General features: G+C 37.3%; 18 protein-coding genes. 11 read left to right on the top strand and 7 right to left on the bottom strand.

What is annotated here, in order from left to right; all coding sequences use genetic code 11:
- The first annotated feature begins 60 nt into the window (after window positions 1-60).
- The 3 genes from LV92_RS15165 to LV92_RS15175 are packed head-to-tail and all read left to right on the top strand — an operon-like array spanning window position 61 to window position 4642.
- Window positions 61-2187, top strand: coding sequence for a copper-translocating P-type ATPase (locus tag LV92_RS15165; RefSeq protein ID WP_111624534.1), 2127 nt, complete (start codon window positions 61-63; stop codon window positions 2185-2187).
- Window positions 2187-3446 carry an MFS transporter gene (locus tag LV92_RS15170; protein ID WP_111624450.1) on the top strand — a complete coding sequence of 420 codons (1260 nt, stop codon included), beginning with the start codon at window positions 2187-2189 and terminating at the stop codon, window positions 3444-3446. The genes LV92_RS15165 and LV92_RS15170 overlap by 1 nt, the downstream gene beginning before the upstream one ends.
- Before the next feature lie 2 nt (window positions 3447-3448).
- Window positions 3449-4642 (top strand): phospholipase D-like domain-containing protein, encoded by a 1194-nt coding sequence (locus LV92_RS15175; protein ID WP_111624451.1) that lies wholly within the window; start codon window positions 3449-3451, stop codon window positions 4640-4642.
- A 375-nt stretch (window positions 4643-5017) separates the two neighbouring features.
- On the opposite strand, the gene LV92_RS15180 is transcribed toward LV92_RS15175, so the two are convergent.
- Window positions 5018-5671 (bottom strand): N-acetylmuramoyl-L-alanine amidase family protein, encoded by a 654-nt coding sequence (locus LV92_RS15180; protein WP_111624452.1) that lies wholly within the window; start codon window positions 5669-5671, stop codon window positions 5018-5020.
- 201 nt (window positions 5672-5872) lie between these two features.
- Here LV92_RS15180 and LV92_RS22015 point away from each other — a divergent pair, with 201 nt between their 5' ends.
- The 8 genes from LV92_RS22015 (at window position 5873) to LV92_RS15220 (ending at window position 12728) form a co-directional block, all read left to right on the top strand.
- Complete coding sequence (locus LV92_RS22015; RefSeq protein ID WP_111624453.1) at window positions 5873-6160, top strand: hypothetical protein; 288 nt, start codon at window positions 5873-5875, stop codon at window positions 6158-6160.
- A complete protein-coding gene (locus tag LV92_RS15190; RefSeq protein ID WP_111624454.1) occupies window positions 6160-6444 on the top strand; it encodes a hypothetical protein in 285 nt (94 codons plus the stop codon). The genes LV92_RS22015 and LV92_RS15190 overlap by 1 nt, the downstream gene beginning before the upstream one ends.
- The gene (locus LV92_RS15195; RefSeq protein WP_111624455.1) at window positions 6431-8845 is read left to right on the top strand and encodes a TraG family conjugative transposon ATPase; all 2415 of its coding nucleotides are present in this window, start codon (window positions 6431-6433) and stop codon (window positions 8843-8845) included. Before LV92_RS15190 ends, LV92_RS15195 begins: the two co-directional genes overlap by 14 nt.
- Before the next feature lie 92 nt (window positions 8846-8937).
- Window positions 8938-9498 (top strand): conjugal transfer protein, encoded by a 561-nt coding sequence (locus tag LV92_RS15200; RefSeq protein ID WP_111624535.1) that lies wholly within the window; start codon window positions 8938-8940, stop codon window positions 9496-9498.
- Window positions 9498-10340, top strand: coding sequence for a hypothetical protein (locus tag LV92_RS15205; protein ID WP_111624456.1), 843 nt, complete (start codon window positions 9498-9500; stop codon window positions 10338-10340). The genes LV92_RS15200 and LV92_RS15205 overlap by 1 nt, the downstream gene beginning before the upstream one ends.
- A 17-nt stretch (window positions 10341-10357) precedes the next feature.
- Window positions 10358-10972: a conjugal transfer protein TraK gene (locus LV92_RS15210; RefSeq protein ID WP_111624457.1), complete on the top strand. Its 615-nt coding sequence runs from the start codon at window positions 10358-10360 to the stop codon at window positions 10970-10972.
- Window positions 10962-11894, top strand: coding sequence for a conjugative transposon protein TraM (gene traM / locus LV92_RS15215; protein WP_111624458.1), 933 nt, complete (start codon window positions 10962-10964; stop codon window positions 11892-11894). The genes LV92_RS15210 and traM overlap by 11 nt, the downstream gene beginning before the upstream one ends.
- Window positions 11895-11906: 12 nt before the next feature.
- Window positions 11907-12728, top strand: coding sequence for a DUF4138 domain-containing protein (locus tag LV92_RS15220; RefSeq protein WP_111624459.1), 822 nt, complete (start codon window positions 11907-11909; stop codon window positions 12726-12728).
- Between the two features lie 914 nt (window positions 12729-13642).
- Here LV92_RS15220 and LV92_RS15225 read toward each other — a convergent pair.
- The 6 genes from LV92_RS15225 to lexA are packed head-to-tail and all read right to left on the bottom strand — an operon-like array spanning window position 13643 to window position 18974.
- A complete protein-coding gene (locus tag LV92_RS15225) occupies window positions 13643-14008 on the bottom strand; it encodes a hypothetical protein (RefSeq protein ID WP_111624460.1) in 366 nt (121 codons plus the stop codon).
- A complete protein-coding gene (locus LV92_RS15230; RefSeq protein ID WP_111624461.1) occupies window positions 14005-15135 on the bottom strand; it encodes an SAVED domain-containing protein in 1131 nt (376 codons plus the stop codon). The genes LV92_RS15225 and LV92_RS15230 overlap by 4 nt, the downstream gene beginning before the upstream one ends.
- Window positions 15125-15622 (bottom strand): Mov34/MPN/PAD-1 family protein, encoded by a 498-nt coding sequence (locus tag LV92_RS15235; RefSeq protein WP_211322995.1) that lies wholly within the window; start codon window positions 15620-15622, stop codon window positions 15125-15127. Before LV92_RS15235 ends, LV92_RS15230 begins: the two co-directional genes overlap by 11 nt.
- On the bottom strand, window positions 15607-17313 hold the full coding sequence (locus LV92_RS15240; RefSeq protein ID WP_111624462.1) for a ThiF family adenylyltransferase: 1707 nt from the start codon (window positions 17311-17313) through the stop codon (window positions 15607-15609). The genes LV92_RS15235 and LV92_RS15240 overlap by 16 nt, the downstream gene beginning before the upstream one ends.
- Window positions 17314-17316: 3 nt before the next feature.
- On the bottom strand, window positions 17317-18348 hold the full coding sequence (locus LV92_RS15245) for a nucleotidyltransferase domain-containing protein (RefSeq protein ID WP_111624463.1): 1032 nt from the start codon (window positions 18346-18348) through the stop codon (window positions 17317-17319).
- A 2-nt stretch (window positions 18349-18350) separates the two neighbouring features.
- Window positions 18351-18974 carry a transcriptional repressor LexA gene (lexA, locus tag LV92_RS15250; RefSeq protein WP_111624464.1) on the bottom strand — a complete coding sequence of 208 codons (624 nt, stop codon included), beginning with the start codon at window positions 18972-18974 and terminating at the stop codon, window positions 18351-18353.
- Window positions 18975-19160: the final 186 nt, after the last annotated feature.

The raw sequence follows: 19160 nt of genomic DNA on the forward strand, positions 1-19160 counted from the left end.
ATGGACCATTCTAAAATGAATCACGACAAAGATGACCATTCAAAGATGGATCACTCGAAAATGAATCACGATAAAGATGATCACCCAGAAATGGACCATTCAAAGATGGACCACTCGAAAATGGAAGACCCAAAATCGGATGACCATAGTAAAATGGATCACTCAAAAATGGATCACAGTAAGATGAATCATGGTAATCATGATCATGGCAGCATCCCAATGGGCATGGCAGGCCACGACCACCATAAAATGATGATTGCCGACTTTAGAAAACGGTTTTGGATTACATTGATATTAACGGTGCCTATCCTTTTCTTTTCACCAATGATCCAAGATTTTTTTGGGTATAGTTTACTGCTCCCCGGCAACCCATATATTTTGTTCGCACTTTCTAGCATTGTGTATTTCTATGGCGGTTGGCCTTTCATAAAAGGGTTCTGGTCCGAGGTTAAAAAGGCGGCCCCAGGAATGATGACCCTTATTGCCATGGCCATTAGCGTTGCCTATTTTTATAGCTCTGCAACGGTTTTCGGCTTGGAAGGGGTCGATTTCTTTTGGGAGTTGGCCACACTTATAGCCATTATGTTGGTAGGCCATTGGATCGAAATGAAAAGTGTTTTGGGAGCCTCAAAAGCATTGCAATTATTGGTAAGTATGATGCCTGCGGAAGCACACAGGGTAAAAGGCGAATCTATTGAAGATATCAAATTGGAAGATTTATTGAAAGATGACATCATCCTAATAAAACCTGGGGAGAAAGTCCCTGCAGATGGAATCATCACAGAAGGCACGAGTTACCTGAACGAATCTATGCTTACCGGAGAATCCAAGCCGGTCAAGAAGGAGTTGAACGAAAAAGTAATCGGGGGTTCCGTAAACGGAAACAGTACCTTAAAAGTCAAAGTGGAACATACCGGAAAAGATAGCTATCTCAACAAGGTAATTACCATGGTCGAGGAAGCGCAGAAAACCAAATCAAAAATGCAGAACCTTTCCGACAGGGCTGCTAAATGGCTTACGTATATTGCTTTGACCGTTGGATTTGGTACGTTGGCGGTATGGCTAATTTTAGGATTTCCTTTTGTATATGCCTTGGAAAGAATGGTTACCGTAATGGTCATTGCGTGTCCACATGCCCTAGGTCTTGCCATTCCATTAGTTGTGGCCATATCCACCGCGGTTTCTGCACAAAATGGTTTGTTGATTCGTAACAGAACTGCTTTTGAAGAATCCCGTAAAATTTCGGTATTGCTTTTCGATAAAACAGGAACATTGACCAAAGGGGATTTTGGGGTTACACGTATTGAATCGGTGGATAAAAAGTACACTTCCAATGAAGTCTTGCGACTGGCAAGTGCCTTGGAACAAAGCTCTGAACATCCCATTGCCGTTGGAATCATCAAGAAGGTCAAGGAGGATAAAGTTGACATACCTAAACCTGAAAATTTCAAAGCCATTACTGGTAAAGGGGTCGAGGCGAACGTTGAGGGCAAAAAAGTAAAAGTGGTTAGTCCAGGTTTTTTGAGGGATGAAAAAATAGCTATTCCAGAAGATGCCTATAGCGATGCTGCCGAAACAGTAGTATTCATTTTAATCGAAGGAAAACTGGCCGGATACATCGCCCTTGCAGATGAGATTAGACCTGAATCTGATGAGGCAATTAAAATATTCAAAAAGAATAATATAAAAGTCTTGATGGCAACTGGAGATAATGAAAAAACTGCCAAGGCCGTAAGCGATAAACTTGGGTTGGACGGATATTATGCAGAGGTACTACCCCATCAAAAAGTTGAAATAGTTAAAGAACTACAAGCCAAAAATGAATTTGTCGCGATGACAGGAGATGGGGTTAATGATGCCCCTGCTTTGGCACAGGCCAATGTTGGCATAGCCGTAGGCTCCGGTACCGATGTAGCTGCTGAAACTGCCGATATTATTTTGGTCAACAGCAACCCGCAGGATATCGCCAACCTGATTTTATTCGGGAAAGCTACCTATAACAAGATGATCCAGAACCTGATTTGGGCTACTGGTTATAATGTTGTTGCTATTCCGTTGGCTGCCGGGGTATTGTATTCTTCCGGATTTGTTATGGGTCCAGCTATTGGAGCAGTGTTTATGAGCCTGAGCACTATTATAGTGGCAATTAATGCACAATTATTGAAGCGGAAAATAGCCAATAAATAATGGATAGACAGGAAAAGCTCAACAGGATATTTTTGGTTCTGTTGAGCCTATTTGTTGTAATGCTTGGATACGGTATATTATTACCGACCCTTCCATACTATACGGAAAGACTTGCCTTGAAGGACAATCCGGACACCAATTTGATCAACTTCCACATTGGAATGTTGACCAGCATTTATCCGCTGTTCCAGCTTCTGTTTGTTATCGTTTGGGGCAAGCTTTCCGATAAATATGGTCGCAAGCCCCTAATTGTAATCGGTCTATTTGGTTTTGTAGTGATGAACTTGTTAACGGGTCTGGCCACGTCACTTACAATGCTTTATATAGCCCGAATCGTAGGTGGCATATTTACATCATCTGTCATTCCTGTCAGTAATGCTTATTTAAGTGATATTACTTCAGAAACGCGACGTACAAAAATAATGGCATGGTCCGGGGTGGCTATCAGTTCGGGCCTTATTTTTGGGCCTGTTTTGGGAGGATTTCTGTCGCAAACGAACCTTCACTTTAAATTTTCCTTTGGACTATTTCATTTAGATCGTTTTTCGGTTCCCTATATTTTTGCTTCTCTTTTGGGCTTCGTTGTAGTACTGATCATAGTGAAATGGTTGAAGAATACTGAAATAAAAAGTCGTATTGCTTCGGAGGTAGTTAAAGTCAGTTTTTCGCTAAGTAAATATTTTATCATTTTGTTGCTCTTATCCTTTGTGATGCAATTTGTGGTTACTTTATTTGAAACCGTGTTTTCTATTTATGGGAAGGATGAGTTGGCATTTACAAGCCGTCAAGTGGGTATTGGTTTTATGCTTTGTGGTTCGGTTATGGCCGTTTTACAGCCTGTTTTCGCGACCTATGGCGAAAAAATATTGACCTCAAAACAACAAATTACTCTAGGATTATTAATATCTGGAGTCTCGTTAATTGTGTTCCCTTACGTAAGTAATGAGCTATACGTATATTTTACGATAGTAACATTTGCGGCCGGAGGAGCTATGGTAACACCTAATCTGCTTTCAGCAGTTTCCTTAATTTCCAAGCAGAACACGGGAAGAAATATATCCATACAAAGTTCCACTAACAGTATCGGTCAAATATTGGGTCCGGTATTGGGAACTTGGCTGATTGGAGGTGGATTTTATTATCCCTTCATCATTGCCGGGGCAACAGTTTTGGCCGCTATGGGACTGGTTTATTTATTGAATCATCAAGAAAAAGAGATTGATCCAGTTTTATTGGGCGACCAACATAAAAAAATATAGTAATGGACCATAAATCAACAACAAAAAGACATAGTAAAACGGCATTTTTAAATTCTGTCGACAATACTAAATATATTGAGTTGGTCCATTCGGGAGAAGACTATTTTGTACGGTTAAAGGAAATTATAGATAAGTCCGAAAAGGAAATCCATTTACAGACTTACATTTTTGAAAACGATGAAACTGGAAACAGCATAGCCGCCTGTTTGAAAGAAGCTGCTAAACGAAAAGTAAAGGTATACGTCTTATTGGATGCCTATGGTAGTGCTGCATTACCCAATAGTTTTGTTGAGGATTTGATACAGCATGGAGTTTTACTTCGTTTTTTTTCGCCTTTATTCTCTTTGAATAATTTTTATATCGGAAGACGAATGCACCATAAAATAGTTGTCGCCGATGAAAAAGTAGCATTGATCGGTGGAATAAATATTGCCGATAAATACCACGGAACAGTAGCTTCGGAGCCTTGGTTGGACTATGCTGTTCAGCTCAACTGCCCGGCAGCCAGTAATCTGCAAAAGCTATGCAGCGATTACTTTTTCAAAAAAGGAAGCTTCAAAAAAATACCACCTGTGTTACATTCGGCCGGTAGCGCACTTGTGGGAATTTTACAAAACGACTGGCTACATCGTAAAACAGAAGTCTGTGATGCCTACACAAATGCCTTAATTCATGCTGAAAAAGAAATAGTAATCGTAGGCTCGTATTTCTTGCCTGGTAGCATTATGGCAAAGGCATTGAAAAAAGCGTGTAAAAAAGGCATAAAAACAACGGTGATCCTAGCTGGCATTAGCGATGTACCTTTGGTACGTAGGGCAACCGAACACTTGTATTCGTCCTTTCTAATTCATCATATGAGGATCTATGAATGGAACAAATCCGTTGTGCATGGTAAAGCGACAGTAGTTGATAATAAATGGTCTACCATCGGCTCATTTAACCTGAACAGTCTTAGTTGCTATGGCAGTATTGAAATGAACGTAGAAATTCACTCCGAAGAATTTGCCGAAAATCTTAAGGCTGACTTTGAAAAAGTTATAAGCCAGTGTAACGAAGTTACATCAGATACTTTAAGTCATAGAGCGGGTATTTTCAAAGTGTTAGCCAATTGGGTTTCCTATCAAATGGTACGTACTGCGATGCTTTTTCTTACTTTTCTTCCACATTTAAGGTTTTTGAAAAACTATAGGATTTAGAAGGTGTAATAAGGAGTTATGAAAAATACCCTCATCTAGGAAGGATGTACGGATATCCTAAAGCTATTGCCGAGGAGGCCAGGACCGAAGTGGAAATTAATCCTCTATCTTACTTCATAATTTATCTATATTAACCGAAATATTTGGAAATACCTATAAAGGTAATCAGTAAAGGCTTGGGCCCTTACTCCTTTAGGATAACTGAAAAATATTTGAAAAACCTTCCCATCTCTATTTTGGTTGAGGCTAAGGAGCATGTTGTTTTACCTTCTGTAAATTATTAAGATTTCCTATCTCCAATGGCATCTATCACTTCACAATACATCATTTTCAATAGCCTTATCAAACTCTCCATGATTGCCACAAACAGCTCTTTCATCCCTTTAAATAATTAAATATTGCATTCAAAATAACCATCGCATACCCCATAACACTCTCCTCTTTCCTACTATGCTCCGCCTCTTCCATATTAGACAAAAAACCCACCTCCAAAAGTACCCCAGGACAGAAGTCTTGGGTTTCTCTGAGTACTTGAAAATTAGCATATTTCATTCCCCTAATTTTAAACCCCAAAGCCTGATCGAATTCTAATAAGATGGCTTCTGACAAGTTTTCGGATACGGATTGTAGTTCTGAGATCATGGTAGTATTGGGTTGCTGCACATAGACCTCAATTCCTTGTGCTGCCTTCCTTGCTGCTTGATTGCAATGAATAGAAATAAAAACATCAGGTTGCAATACTTTCACCAATTTGGCCCTATCACCCAAAGAAATTAAAGTATCATTATATCTGGTCAAATAGATATCTAGGGTGTTTCCAAACAGTTTCCTGTTCAAACGTATTGCCTCTTTCGCAACCTGCAGAACAATATCCTTTTCTTTTAGTGCATTAATTCCAACTGCTCCGGAATCCACTCCCCCATGTCCAGGATCTAAGACTACTATTTGTCGTCTATTTTCCTGCGCCAATATGAGATTGCAAAACAACGAAAATCCAATCCAAAGGCAAACTATCCAAAAGCGTTTCATTTTATTCAATTTTTAAAGTGCGTGTTGCACAATTTTCATCGTTTTCCCTAAATCATCTCTAATCCGTGAAATTTTAACGTTTTCGACTGTTAAAATTTATTCGATTCCCATCGATTTCTACCATCCTTTAGAAATTCCATAACGAATAATTCATCAATCGGTCTTTCCTACATTATTAGGGGAGCACAAAAACGAACAGTCATGAATAAACCACTTAAAACTCTTTTACTCTTACTTATGACGACAGGGTCAATATTTGCGCAAATCGGCGGAATAGAAGACTCCGTCAATGATGTTTCGGATACCATCAGGACAATCTTCCCCATTATCCTAGGTGTCATTTTTCTCATAGGGTTCTTATTCAACGCCGGCCATTTCTTCGGAGAAAACTCAGATCTTAAAAAAGGAATCACTCGAGTTCTAGTCTTTGTTCTTATCGCAGGGGCAGTGGTCGGCATCTTTACGTACCTAATTGGAATAGTCGTTTAATGAAAAGGTTCGAGGTATATCGCAACATCAGAAAACAGGCCGTGATATTCGGCCTATCCATCTCATTTTTTGCTCTACAAATGATTTGCGTGGTCAGCTCTTTAATGGTCATCATTTTCTCGTTCAGTCTTGCAATGATCATGGGTGTATTGGTATTCAATGCTGCTCTTTATATAGCCTTGATCAAGATTACAAATAACCCCCAACAAATTACCCTTTGGGGGGTATTCCCAAAAATCATCAGCAATAAAAAATCGTCATTACTTAGCTATGGACAAGATTAATCTTTCGGCACACCATCCAATTGCGGATATACGATCCAACATGGTCTTTGCCAATAATGGCAATGTAATCCTATGTTATGACGGTTCCTTGCCGGAGATTCATTCCCTTTCGGAGAAGGATTTTGAGGATATCCATGGGTGCTGGTTCCAGGCCATCAAATCGTTGCCCATCGGATGCGTGATCCATAAACAGGATATTTATTTAAAGAAACAATACACTTCTGAAAATTTGCCCAATACCACCTTTCTTGCCAAGGCTACACATAAGCATTTCAAAGGACGTGATTATATAGAACATAGATGTTTTGTGTTTTTTATCCTTACCAAGAACAAGGCATTGAACAATGCCAAATATGCGAATCCATTCCGAAAGGTTGCACAAGGGATTCCTCAGGAGCTGGACGATCAAATTAAAAGTTTCATGGACTCCGTAAACGACTCCGTTTCCTTTATCAACAACAGTCGAAAAATGCAGTTTGTCCCTTTGGCAGAAAAAGAAATCCTATCCATAACCGACAATTATTTCAACGGGTTCAACGAGGGTTTTGATACCGACATCCTTTTGGACCGGTCCAAGATTTCCATTGGCGAAAACTGTTTTGATGTTTTGGCCCTAAATAGTGAGCTTTGCTTTGGAGAGAATGTCCAGAGCAGCAAGACCAATGAACGATTTACCTCGGACGATTTTGTGTTCCATCAGGGGTTTATCGATGGAATCGGACTAGCGTTGAACGAAAACCATATCGTAAACCAGATCATCTACCTGGACGATAAACATAAATGGCGCAAGTTGTTGGACAAGAAGATCGAAGAACTTAAAAAAAGCTCCAATTTTGGTTCCCAGAACAAAGTAACACTGGCAAAGGCCCAACAGATCCTTGACCAGATCAATAATGATGACAGCTCGCGCATCATCCGTGGCCATCTCAATGTCATCTTTTGGGATCCCCAAGCCAAGGGCCTTGCAAAAATAGGTTCAAAAATAAGGACCGAATTCAAGGAGCTTGATATTGTCCCCTATTACCCCCGGGGGGAGGAACGTAAAAATTATATCCTCAATAGTTATTTCTGTTTCTCCCCCAATTTCTCGGACGAGGATCTTTACGTGACCGACCTGAAACATGCCATCTGCCTGTACATAAACAATAGCAACTACAAATCGGATGCTACAGGAATCATTTTCAACGACCGTGAACACAATATCCCTGTACTAAAGGATGTCTGGGATGAAAGGAAAAAACGAATCAAAGCACGGAATTTCGCCATTTTCGCCCCAACGGGAGAAGGCAAGTCATTCCTGGCCAATAATATACTCCGCCAGTATTTCGAAGCCGGCGTCCGGCTGGTCATCATCGACCTTGGAGGGTCCTACACTAAGTTTGCGAAGCTTTATCCCGAACAATATACCGTACTGAGATATGAGAGTGGCAAGAACCTGGGCATCAATCCGTTTTATGTTCACAATCCTGAAGACCTTACCCCGGAGCGATTGGAGGACCTTTCGGTATTTCTTTTTGAATTGTTGGCCTCGGAGCTGAAAGCAACCAAGGCCCAGTCGGTATCCATTAAAAAGATTCTGCTGTACTATTATCAGGTGGTCAAGGAGAATCATTCCTTGGACAGCTTCTATCATTTTATAGAGGAGCATCAGAAGAGCTTGTTGGACCAGCTTAAAATTCAAGCCGATTACTTCAATATTCCGGGCTTCCTCCACATTATGTCCGAATATGTTGGCAATGGACTGTACAGCTTCCTGTTCGAGGTCAGCGAGGACCAGACCTTTAAGATAGAGGACAAACGTTTGATCGTTTTTGAATTGGATGAAGTAAAGGACAATAAGGAAATCCTTTCGGTAATGTTGAAACTTATCAAGTCCGCCATCCAACGCACCATTTGGAAAAACCGAGCGGAAAAGGGTATCATTTTGTTCGATGAGTTTGCCAAACAGCTGAAATTCGACAATGTTCTGGAGAGCGTCGAATTCTACTATCAAGCCATCCGAAAACAAAACGGGGCCATTGGAATTATCCTGCAATCCATCAACCAATTGCCCAACAATTCTACTTCAGCGAGTATACTAGAAAATACTCAAGTCATTTATAGCCTCAACAACGAAAAGGGCTATGGGGAACTGAAGAACAGGCTGAACCTGTCCAGCCACGACCTGAACCAATTGAAATCCATCAAGAACAACCTTTCCGGGCCACGCAAGTACACCGAAATGTTTATCAAGATTGGGAAGGAAAGTAACATTTTCAGGTTGGAGGTACCCCCTGAAGTCTATGCCGCCTATTTAACGGATGGCGAAGAAAACGCCCGCATAATGCGGATATATGAAAAGACCAATAATATGGAGAAGGCTATAATCGAATTTATTAACCCAAAAAACAAGAAAGTATGAAATTTTCAAAAAAAATTCACGAGTACTTCGGCAATAGGTTCGCCGTGAGTAAAACAAATGAGAAACAAACCTTTAAGAAAAGCGTACTTACCATGGTCATTGCCCTGACTATGGTCATATTAATGCCCGGCCGTGCCACGGCCCAAGGCGTGCCGGTTTACGACAATACCAATTTCATTTCCTTTATGAAATCCCTTCTGGAATCGGGAAAACAGACCTCACAATTGTTAAAGACCGTCAAATTTCTAAAACAACAGAAAGAAAACGTGGACAAGGTCAACGATGTGATCAAACAACTAAAGGCTGTAAAGGAACTCGCCATTAGCAACCAACGCCTGTTCGATTTCGTACAGGACGACTTGAGGGAGATTTTCAACTCCCCCTATATAAAACCTGAAGAGGTTACCCGTATCTCGGATTCCTTCAACGATATTATAGAAAACTCTTTGTCTGGGATGGATTATATAGAAGAGGTACTATCCAGTGACAACCTGAGAATGACCGATGCCGAACGGGCTGCCATCCTCAAGGAAAAGGAAATGCAATCCAAGGAAATGGTGGCCGAAATAGAGGCCAAAACACGCCGTTATCGAGAAATAATCGCCTTTAGGGAAATGCAGGACAAGATCAATAACCGAGAAGCCAAGTATTAATGTCGGACATTTTTTTAGGTATCGGTCTGGAATATGTGGACACTGTTTTTCAAGCCATTAAGAACAGTGAATTCTCACGGTACACCATTACGGGAATGAAGACCCTTGCGGTACTGTTCTTTCTGATCAATATTCTAAAAAAATACAATGAAGGCGTGGCCAATAATGAAGGTTACACCTGGGGACTGACCCCTGCCGAACTGGCCAAGAATTTTACGGTAATCATTATTGTCATTTTTTCCACTCAGGTGCTGGGGGTTTTCGACTCAATTTTGGTGGCCGTTGAGTCTCAATATAGGGACACGGCCCCTGCCCTACTTCCCTTGCAGATGCAGGAAATTGACATAGAACAGGATGTGGGGGCGATCGAAGCAGCAAAAAAGGCTATGGCACTTTTATATGAGGCTTTGGTGACACCCTTGTTCGGCCTAAAGATTTTGGCGTTCATAATTGGATTGTTTCTTTGGTTGATGGACCTGTTCATCTATCCTTTGTTTTTGGCAGAACGTTTCTTTCTCTTGGGGATAATGCAGGCCTTTTTTCCATTGATCATCAGCCTAGCCGTATTCGAAAAGTTTAGGTCATTGGCATACAATTTCTTTAAGCTCTATGCAGGGGTTTATATGTTGGTGCCGGCATTTTTCTTGGTAAATGTATTTGTCAACTATCTATATACCGAGCTGAACACCAACTTTTGGTCCAGTCTGTTCGGAACGGACTGGGGGAGCCAATTTTTTGCTCCTGTAATACAATTGGGGTCCATAGGATTTATTGTGTTCTTAAAATTCAAATTGTACCGCAGGGCCATCTCGTTTACGTTGAAACTATTTAGCGGTATATAAATTATAAAAAACCACTGATGAAAACACCTTATAAAAATATTTACCGCATCCTGAACCAAAATCGTTTTATCGTTTTGTCCGTAGTCATAGGCGCAACAATGACTTGCATTGTTTCCATATGCGTGGTCATAAAACTGCATAGGGAAACGGTCAACAAGGCGTTTATGGTCAATACCGATGGGAACGTGATACCCTTAAAATTGGTTGCCCAAAAGGAGAATCTGGGAGTGGAAGTTTTGTCCCATTTAGAATTGTTCCACACCTATTTCTACAACATAGACCCCACCAACTATGAAAAGAACTTGGAGAAGGCTCTTTGGTTGGGCAACAGTTCTGTGGATGCCCTATACAGACAGAAAAAATCGGATGGGGTATATAATAGATTATTGCAGTATTCCTTGGTGCAGAAGGTACTCCAGATCGAATCCAAAATAGAACTGTCCCAAGAACCCTACACCTTTCGTACCACTACCCTATTCGAGATCAATCGGGGCAAGGTAACGGACACCTATGAATTGGTGACAACGGGCAATTTGATCCATGTGGACCGCAACTTCCCTAAAAACACCCACGGGCTTCTGATCACCAACTATTTCGAGAACTCCTTAAAAAAAATACAGGATGAAAATTGAAAAGAACAAGATCGTGTTTGGTTCGGTAATATTGGTCATTGTACTGTTCATTGGGGGATATACCATGTTGGTCATAAACAATGGCGACGAAACGGAGGAATCTTTGGAACAGACCGAAGTACCCCAATTGGAAGAACAACAAAATGAGTACAAATCCAAACTGGAAGCTGTAGACAATATCCCAGAAGAACGCGTGAAAAATGCACCCAGCGTATATGATGAAAGGTTTTTGGATTCTACCGGGCTATATGATCCCGATTTTTTGGACAGGGATAAACAACGTATCGTTGATAGCATCTACAGCCAAGGGCGGATCGACTATTCAGAAAGCAGGTACCGGAAAGTGGAAACCAAAAAAGCTAAGGTGGTTGCACCCATAGAGAAGGATACTATTGAACTTGAAGCTGAGCTACCTATTTCTACTAAGGAATTGGCGTTGGAGCACCAGCTCTTTTTTGCTGCGGATCCAAAATCAAATCCTATATCCCTTGCTCTCGATCCCCCTGTTGTTAAAGTAGAAGTGGATGGCAGTCAAGTGGTACGGGCATACAGCCGGCTGCAGCTGCGACTACTGCAAGAAGTACAATTGGGCAATACAAAAATTCCTAAGAATACTTTGATCTATGGCATTGTCAGCTTTAAGCCCAACCGGACACTCCTTAAAATTGATAATATAAATCACATTCCTGTTGAGCTCAAGGCCTTCGATCTACAGGACGGACTGGAGGGCATTTATGTGGAGAACAGTTTTCGGGGCGAAGTGGCAAACGAGGTCGTGGATGATGTCCTGGACGATATCAATATCGTCGGTGTGCCCCAGGTAAGCGGTATCAAAAAAGTTTTCCAACGGACCAATAGAAGAACAAAAGTGGCCGTGCTCAACAATTATAAACTCATTTTAAAAGCTCCTATGGGGCAATAAACTTACATTCTTATGAAAAAATTGATACCCTTGCTCGGTCTTCTGATCATTATGGCCACTTTAGAGGCGCAAAATGGAAAAGTCATCGACACCATTTATGCAAATGAACAAAAGACGGTATCCCTGTTCTTTCCAGGTCCCATTCGACAGGGAGTTACAGGGGCCTCCAATTTCGCCTTTAGCTTCAATAGGGAAAAAGCACAGTACTTTGGGCTGCTACAGGCCACTCCCGGCGAGGAAAGTAATCTTTTGGTAGTAACCCAGGACGGTGGGATCTATTCCTATCTGCTACGGTATTCCCAAAAATTGGAAAGGCTCAATTATTTTATTGCCGGATCCGAGAGTATAGGCAATGAAAGGACGGGCCCCACTATATTGCCACATCAGGAATTGTCTTCGATTGATTTGGACACCATCCCAAACTCAGATAAAGCTTTGGACTATCCCAAGCTGTGTTCTCAATTGCTTCGAAATCCCAGGCCTTTTGATCAGATAAAATATAAGGATGGAGTCACTATTCGCATGACGAAAAGTATCTATTATCTTAACGAGGTCTATGTGGTCTTTGAAATTGATAACGATTCCCAAATTGATTTCGAAATCAACACCTTGAACCTTTATAAAATAAACGGCAACAAAAAACGAAAGGCTTCCTACCAGGAACTACTCCTTTCGCCTATTTATCAGTATAAGGTGCCGCTAATGGTTCCAAAAGGCCAGCAAGTACAATTTGTATTTGTATATCGCAAATTTACATTGGGAATCCGCGAGAAACTATTGGTTAAGTTGGAAGAGTTGAATGGGGCTAGGGATGTTTTGGTAAAACGCAGATAATAAACTTCACTCCGCGATGAGAATATTACACCTGTTAAACATAAATAAAATTATAGAACAAATGTACTTGTAGCGTAAAACGGCGCATACCGTGTATTTGATATAATTGTAGATATAGCGACACGCCAGTGTTCTATATCGTCAACAATTATATCAAAGCCGTTTTACAGGAAAGTTTGTTCATATTCGTTAGCTATAATTGCATTATGTAAAATATCCCAGAACATTTTATTATTTAAGCGAATTATAACCCGGGTCATGAATCTATAAACGGTATGCTACGCATAGCGAAATAATTCATTTGTTTCTATAATTTGCCGTTATGCAAAATAGCCGCGCGCCAACGCTTATTGTTTAAAAAAATCAATACGCTATGTGGCGCATTATTTTTTACTCAATTCTCAGCGGCTTGGCACACGCCATTAAAAGCTCAACTTTTCGTTCTTGATTGAAACCAATAGTTTAAATTCGAAATTTAAGTTAAAAAATTTCACAAACTGTTCGTTAGCCTTCCGCAAAAACTAATATTTTCCCTATGAGCAAAATTCTTAGCACTTGCTACCACCATCCTAAGGTTCAAGCTTAACTTTAAGTGCTTTTAATATTATGTAAAATGGAAATTCAGCACTGGAACCTTTAATCTTTTATTTCTATCTTTTTTCTTGATAAAAAAGAAACAAAAAATCAAGAAGAAAATATGCTTCCACCTTCTCTTTGTGTCTTGTGGCGCTGCCACGGTGCGTTTCACGCCCTAACTCAAAGCCCAGGGCAATGGCTCTTTGTGTTAAGCCACAAATTCACCCCATCGCCGGCCCGCATTTTCTTCCTCGCCACCACTCCCCTTACCAATTGTTTTACCAAAATTTTATGAGGCCAAGTTAAATATCGAGATTCTATTTTACATAATGTTATAACTATCGAGATGCTCTTCTGATTGCATTCTCCCAAACAATTGGTTCTAAATCACCTATTATTCTTTCAATAAACCTAATTCCTAGATTTGTAAGTGAACCAACTTTAGTGAAAGGACCCCAAGATTCAAGTTTAATAAGCTTCGCTGGTACCATATATGAATTATTATTTGTTATTTGATAAGCATTCCCATCAGCATCAAATTCAGTGAAATGTTCATCTAGCATTGGAATATTTTGTGGGTAATTTCCTGATGTTGTAATTATAGGTCCTAAAAATTCATCCGCTTTAATTCTGTCATAATAGATTATATAATGAAGGCCAGCTACTCTCCTCCTATCCGTTGCAGCTAATATTTCTCCCCTCATTTTTTATTAATTGTTATTACATTTTCAGGGCTACCATTTAGATATTCATAAAGGTTAATTTCAGGATCTTTTGTAGGCAAAATAATTCTACCAGCTGAAATAGCAATGCTAGCAGGAACAGCCGGAATTAAATGAATTTCACAATCTTTCCCATGATTTTTCTGTACCAAATTTAATAACTCTCTAAATTTATAACCAAAAGAAACTAAATCGGATTTTCTTGTAATGCATGAAGGATTTGGCTTATCAATAGAAAGATTATAAACACTAAAAGATTCGTCTATTATAGGTTCATATTTGTCTTTTTCTATATAATCACTAATAGCTAATGTTATAAGAACATTTTTTGTACTTGTTTTTTTTACCAAACTAGTAGAAAAATTTAACTTTTGAGGATTTCCTTCTTCATTCCAATTAAATCTTTCTTCAGGTATATTTTCTCTTCTGGCATGATAAACTTCACCGCTTATTGTATCGCCCAATTTATAACCTAAATAAAATAATAATGGCATAGGACCAATTCCAAAAATGGATAATTTATAAAGTGTACTATTAATATTTTTACTCTCTATTTTATTACATAAATAATCAATTTCTGCAGTTGCAGATTTCCAATCATATAACGGATTAAAAACTTTGTTATTGATACTTAACCAATAGTCATGATGATCATCTGGATAATAAGGTAAGATTGCATTATAGATACTTTCAGTATCTAAGGTTATAAAACGATCTTTTATTTTACAACTATAGGTTATAATCGTTGTTTGATTTCTTGGTATGCCTAATAAAAACCTTACTCTTTCCTCATGTTTTTTTTTCATTGAAATTAAAACATCAGCACTATATTTTGACTTATTCAATTTGTCATCAACTAATTTGTGACATTCTCTACATAATAGCATAATGTTTGTAGGATCAATTTGTAGCTTCAAAGAATCATTATTTCCTCTAGGTCCATCACTCTTCGCACCAATTATATGAGCAAGTTCGGAAAAATTCCCATCTGCAAAAGTTAAACCATTATACCACAATGGTTTATTACAACCATCAAATTGACATCTTCCAGCTGAATCAGACCAAATCTTAACTTTAATATGTTCAGGTATACTTTTCCTATCGCTCATATTGATTGATTTTTTTAATTTCTAATGTTTTTGAGCTTCCTTCCCAAACTCCAATTGATTTTGTTCCGATTATTATAAAATACAAGTTCTTACTGGTGTAAACATCATTCTTTAAAATTTTTTTCCAACTATTTATATCGGTTGTTGATGGAGTTGGATTTTCTTCAGGATGTGTATGCCATTCACCTAAATAATTACAAGTTCCTTCAGATTCCATCCAAATTTTATCTATTATCTTTTGATGATTTCTTTTACCTCTTTTAAACCTAGTTCGTGTTCTAATATCTCCTTTCATAGGAAATGTATTTATATCGATAACTATGTCGTTTGAATCCTTAATAAATCTTCCTAAAACTACTCCTCCAGCTTCTTTTTTGTCAATTGAATCTTGTGCATAGCTTAACATGTTTTCCATTGGAATTTTGTCAATTTTAAGCCTTCTACTTTTAGATATTGAAAATACCATATTGTCTATTTTATACTGCATATAGAACATGTATTATCAATATATTCATATCGTGATTTAATTAGCTCATTATTTGATAAATCGTATCTTTTCGATGTCATAAAACCAGCATTAATAAAATCTTGATTGTCTCCTTTCCATGATAAATAAGGATTATTATGGATATTATTATTAAGGAAGTTCTTGACCAAGTCTAGAGTTAAAACAGCAGTTTTATGACTATCTAATGAGCTAAAAGGAACAAATGAACTAGAACATCCAGCGATTTTTTTAGAAAAATGCTGACCTGGTAAACAAAAAGAACCTTTATTGACTAAATTTTCATCATAAAGACAATTATAGCAACTACTTCTGTTTTGAACCAATAAACTGTGTCCACCTATACCATATGGTTCATTCCAACAATAGATTATTGGTGTATTAATAGTGTTTTTAAAAAGATAATTATTTAGATAAAAGTTTGTGTTTGGACTTCCCGTTGCACTTACTATCAAATCATAATCTTGCAGATCAATAATACTATTTGTGACTGAATTTTCTATAGAATTATCTATTGGTTTAATGGTAGTGTATGGGTAGTTTTCTTCAAGAAACTTAGACATAGCAATAGCCTTGTTTTTACTTAAAAAATTAAGGCCCAATTGATGTCTATAGATATTATCTGTAGAAATAAAATCGTTATCAACTATAGTAATATTACCTATTCCAAACTTTATTAATTCTGGAGCCAAAATACTTCCAACAGACCCACAACCAATTAGTAAAATCTTCTTTTCGTTTAAGGTTGTATCTCCTCCTCCTCTTGGTTGAATAATTTCTTTTTCAAGTCTAATTATATCAACAGGTTTTATATTAAAGCTTGCATCCATAACTAAAGGATGGTTATCTTCATTTAATCCTTTATAAATCACACCATAAAGAACTAATCCATTACTCTTTGGTTGTGATATGACTATTAATTCTTCCTTTTTTATTTTGTGATACTTATCAAGTATTTCGCTTAATTTTTTTCGATTTTCAGCACTTACATTCTCAAATATTTTAGATTTTAGCTCCTCTGATTCCCAAAAATCATTATAGTTTGGAGGCAATAATGGATTCTCAAGAGGTATATAAATACAGTTCCTAAATAAAGCCTTATTTGGTCTTCGAGAAGTTTTAAACCTTATGGCTGTTTCAACAATTGCATTATCATCAAGGCCAATAATTATTTTTCCACCGATTTTTGCTCTTCTTATTAATTGAACTTCTTCAGTTGGTCTAAACGATGAAATTAGTGTAGTATCAAATTGTGCATGATTTCGATTCCAGTAATCTTCAAATTCCTCAAAAAAATCGTTAATATTAACTTTATTGTTTCCTTTTTTTAAAGTATCTAAAACCAGGAGTGTTGTTTGCTCTAAAATTTCATTCGGAACTTGAGAATTAAGTATAATATTATCGTCAGTGTAACATATATACCCATCATTTTCCACATGAGGAATAAAATCTAATGCATCATAGTCTTTAAGAAAGAAGATTGGCTTTTTATATGGGTAATGTTCATTAAATGCTATTATTATGGTAGTTTTAATACCATTAATTTCAACATTCCCACTAAATCCGTAATCAAGATTCCATTTTTTTGATGGAAATTCATCTTTTTTTAGCTCCTTCAAGAAAGTAAAACCCTTAAGGGATTTGACGATATTTAACAATTCTCTAGTATCCAACCTCTATGCTTGGTCTGGAGAACTAACAATTGCTGGCGCAGTTCTAACTTGAGCAGATTCTTTTTTAGTTATTTCAGGGAAATCATTACCAAAAACCTTTATTAAAATTTTACTTGCCTTATTAGGATCAGTCTCGTTATCTGCCTCATTCAACTTATGTTTTAAATCATTTAATTTTTCCTTAAAATTTTCTTTTTGAATATCTTTCATTTTTTCAAAAAGATTATTGTAAGGTTTGACCGGTAACCTTACTTCAATGTCATTTGCCCACGTAAATTGACTTAATATATAATCAACAAAATTTCTAAGAGCCTTTATATCATTTGCCTTATAAGTATTTGTAAATCCATTATAATCTAGTTCAGGCGAAAAACCATTCAAAGCTAATGCGGTAATACTTATTCCTGTAGGTCTTCCAGCTTCAGTATACTTAAATTTGAAATCTTTCCATCTTTTTAAGTAACGAATACATCTTTTAAACTGATGCCTTTCGTCAGTTACAGTAAATTTTCCATTTACAAGTTTTTTTAGCTCTTTAGGTTGAGCATCTTCCCATTCTTCATTATCACTTGCATATTTTGGTTTTTTGGATAAATATTTGTTATCATCATTATTACCATTAGAATATACCGCTAAATCAACATGATAAAGCGTTTCTCCAGATTGATGATATTGTACTCTTACACAAGGTTTTTTTATTGAAACTGTACGAGGATATTTATTTAAAGCATTATAAACCCATTGTTTTACTTCTTTTGCAGTATAATCTTCTTTTGCTATATTAAAAAGTAGCATAATATCAATGTCATAGTCTTCACCTACTAATGGTTCAATCCCTGTACTCATTGAGTAACTACCTTGATTTTCAAAAGTGAAACTAATTTTAACACCTTCATCCTCAGCCTTCTTTTTCAGGTAAACTCTTATTTCATCAATAATAATATCTCGTTTATCAACAAGTAACTGATTATTTTCAAAATCTAGCTTTATTTTTGAATGAAATTCTATAAACGCTTCTTGTATATTATTTGCCATAATTATATTTTTATCACATTCTCAATAACACCTTGAATTCTAAAATTATCCGTAAGTATTATTGGTTGATGTATTTGGTTATTTGATTTTGGTTTTAGAATAACCATTCCGTTACTCTTATTATATTCTTTAACAGTGGCTTCATCATCAATTAAAGCTAATATTCTATCTCCGTTTTCCGCATCTTGTTGCTGTCTTATTAATAATAAATCACCATTATTAATACCTGCTTTATCCATAGAATCTCCTTTAGCTCTTAATAAAAAATATTTATATCCTTTTTTTATCATTTCAATAGAAATTGAGATTTCTGCCTCAATATTCTCATCAGCAAAAATTGGAATTCCACAAGCAACATTTCCTAATAATGGAATTTTCACAGTTTGGGCTCTTGCTCCAAACTCTTCAAGAATTTCAAAATCAACCATTTGAAAACTACCATCAGATTTCTTTTTCAGAATATCTTTTTCTTCTAGTAAATTAAAAAGAACTGAAGCAGATCGAGGTGATTTGTAATTCAGTCCTTTCATAAGCTCACGAACACTCGGTGTTCTACCTTGATGTAAAAGGAAATTCCGAATAAGCTTTACCGCTTCTACTTCTTTATCTGATAAATTTGTATACATACACAAATATACACTTTGAATACACTGTTTTAGTTTTCATAAACAATTAGTTTTGAACTAGTTATTAACATTTATCAATTAATCTATGTAAATGTAAGATAAGAGTCAATTACTTCTTTGCGGAATTCCGTAATGGAATAAAATTTGTCTAAATAATAGCATTCCACACACATTACACTCCCCTCC

The organism is Arenibacter echinorum, assembly GCF_003259375.1.
GTDB lineage: Bacteria > Bacteroidota > Bacteroidia > Flavobacteriales > Flavobacteriaceae > Arenibacter > Arenibacter echinorum.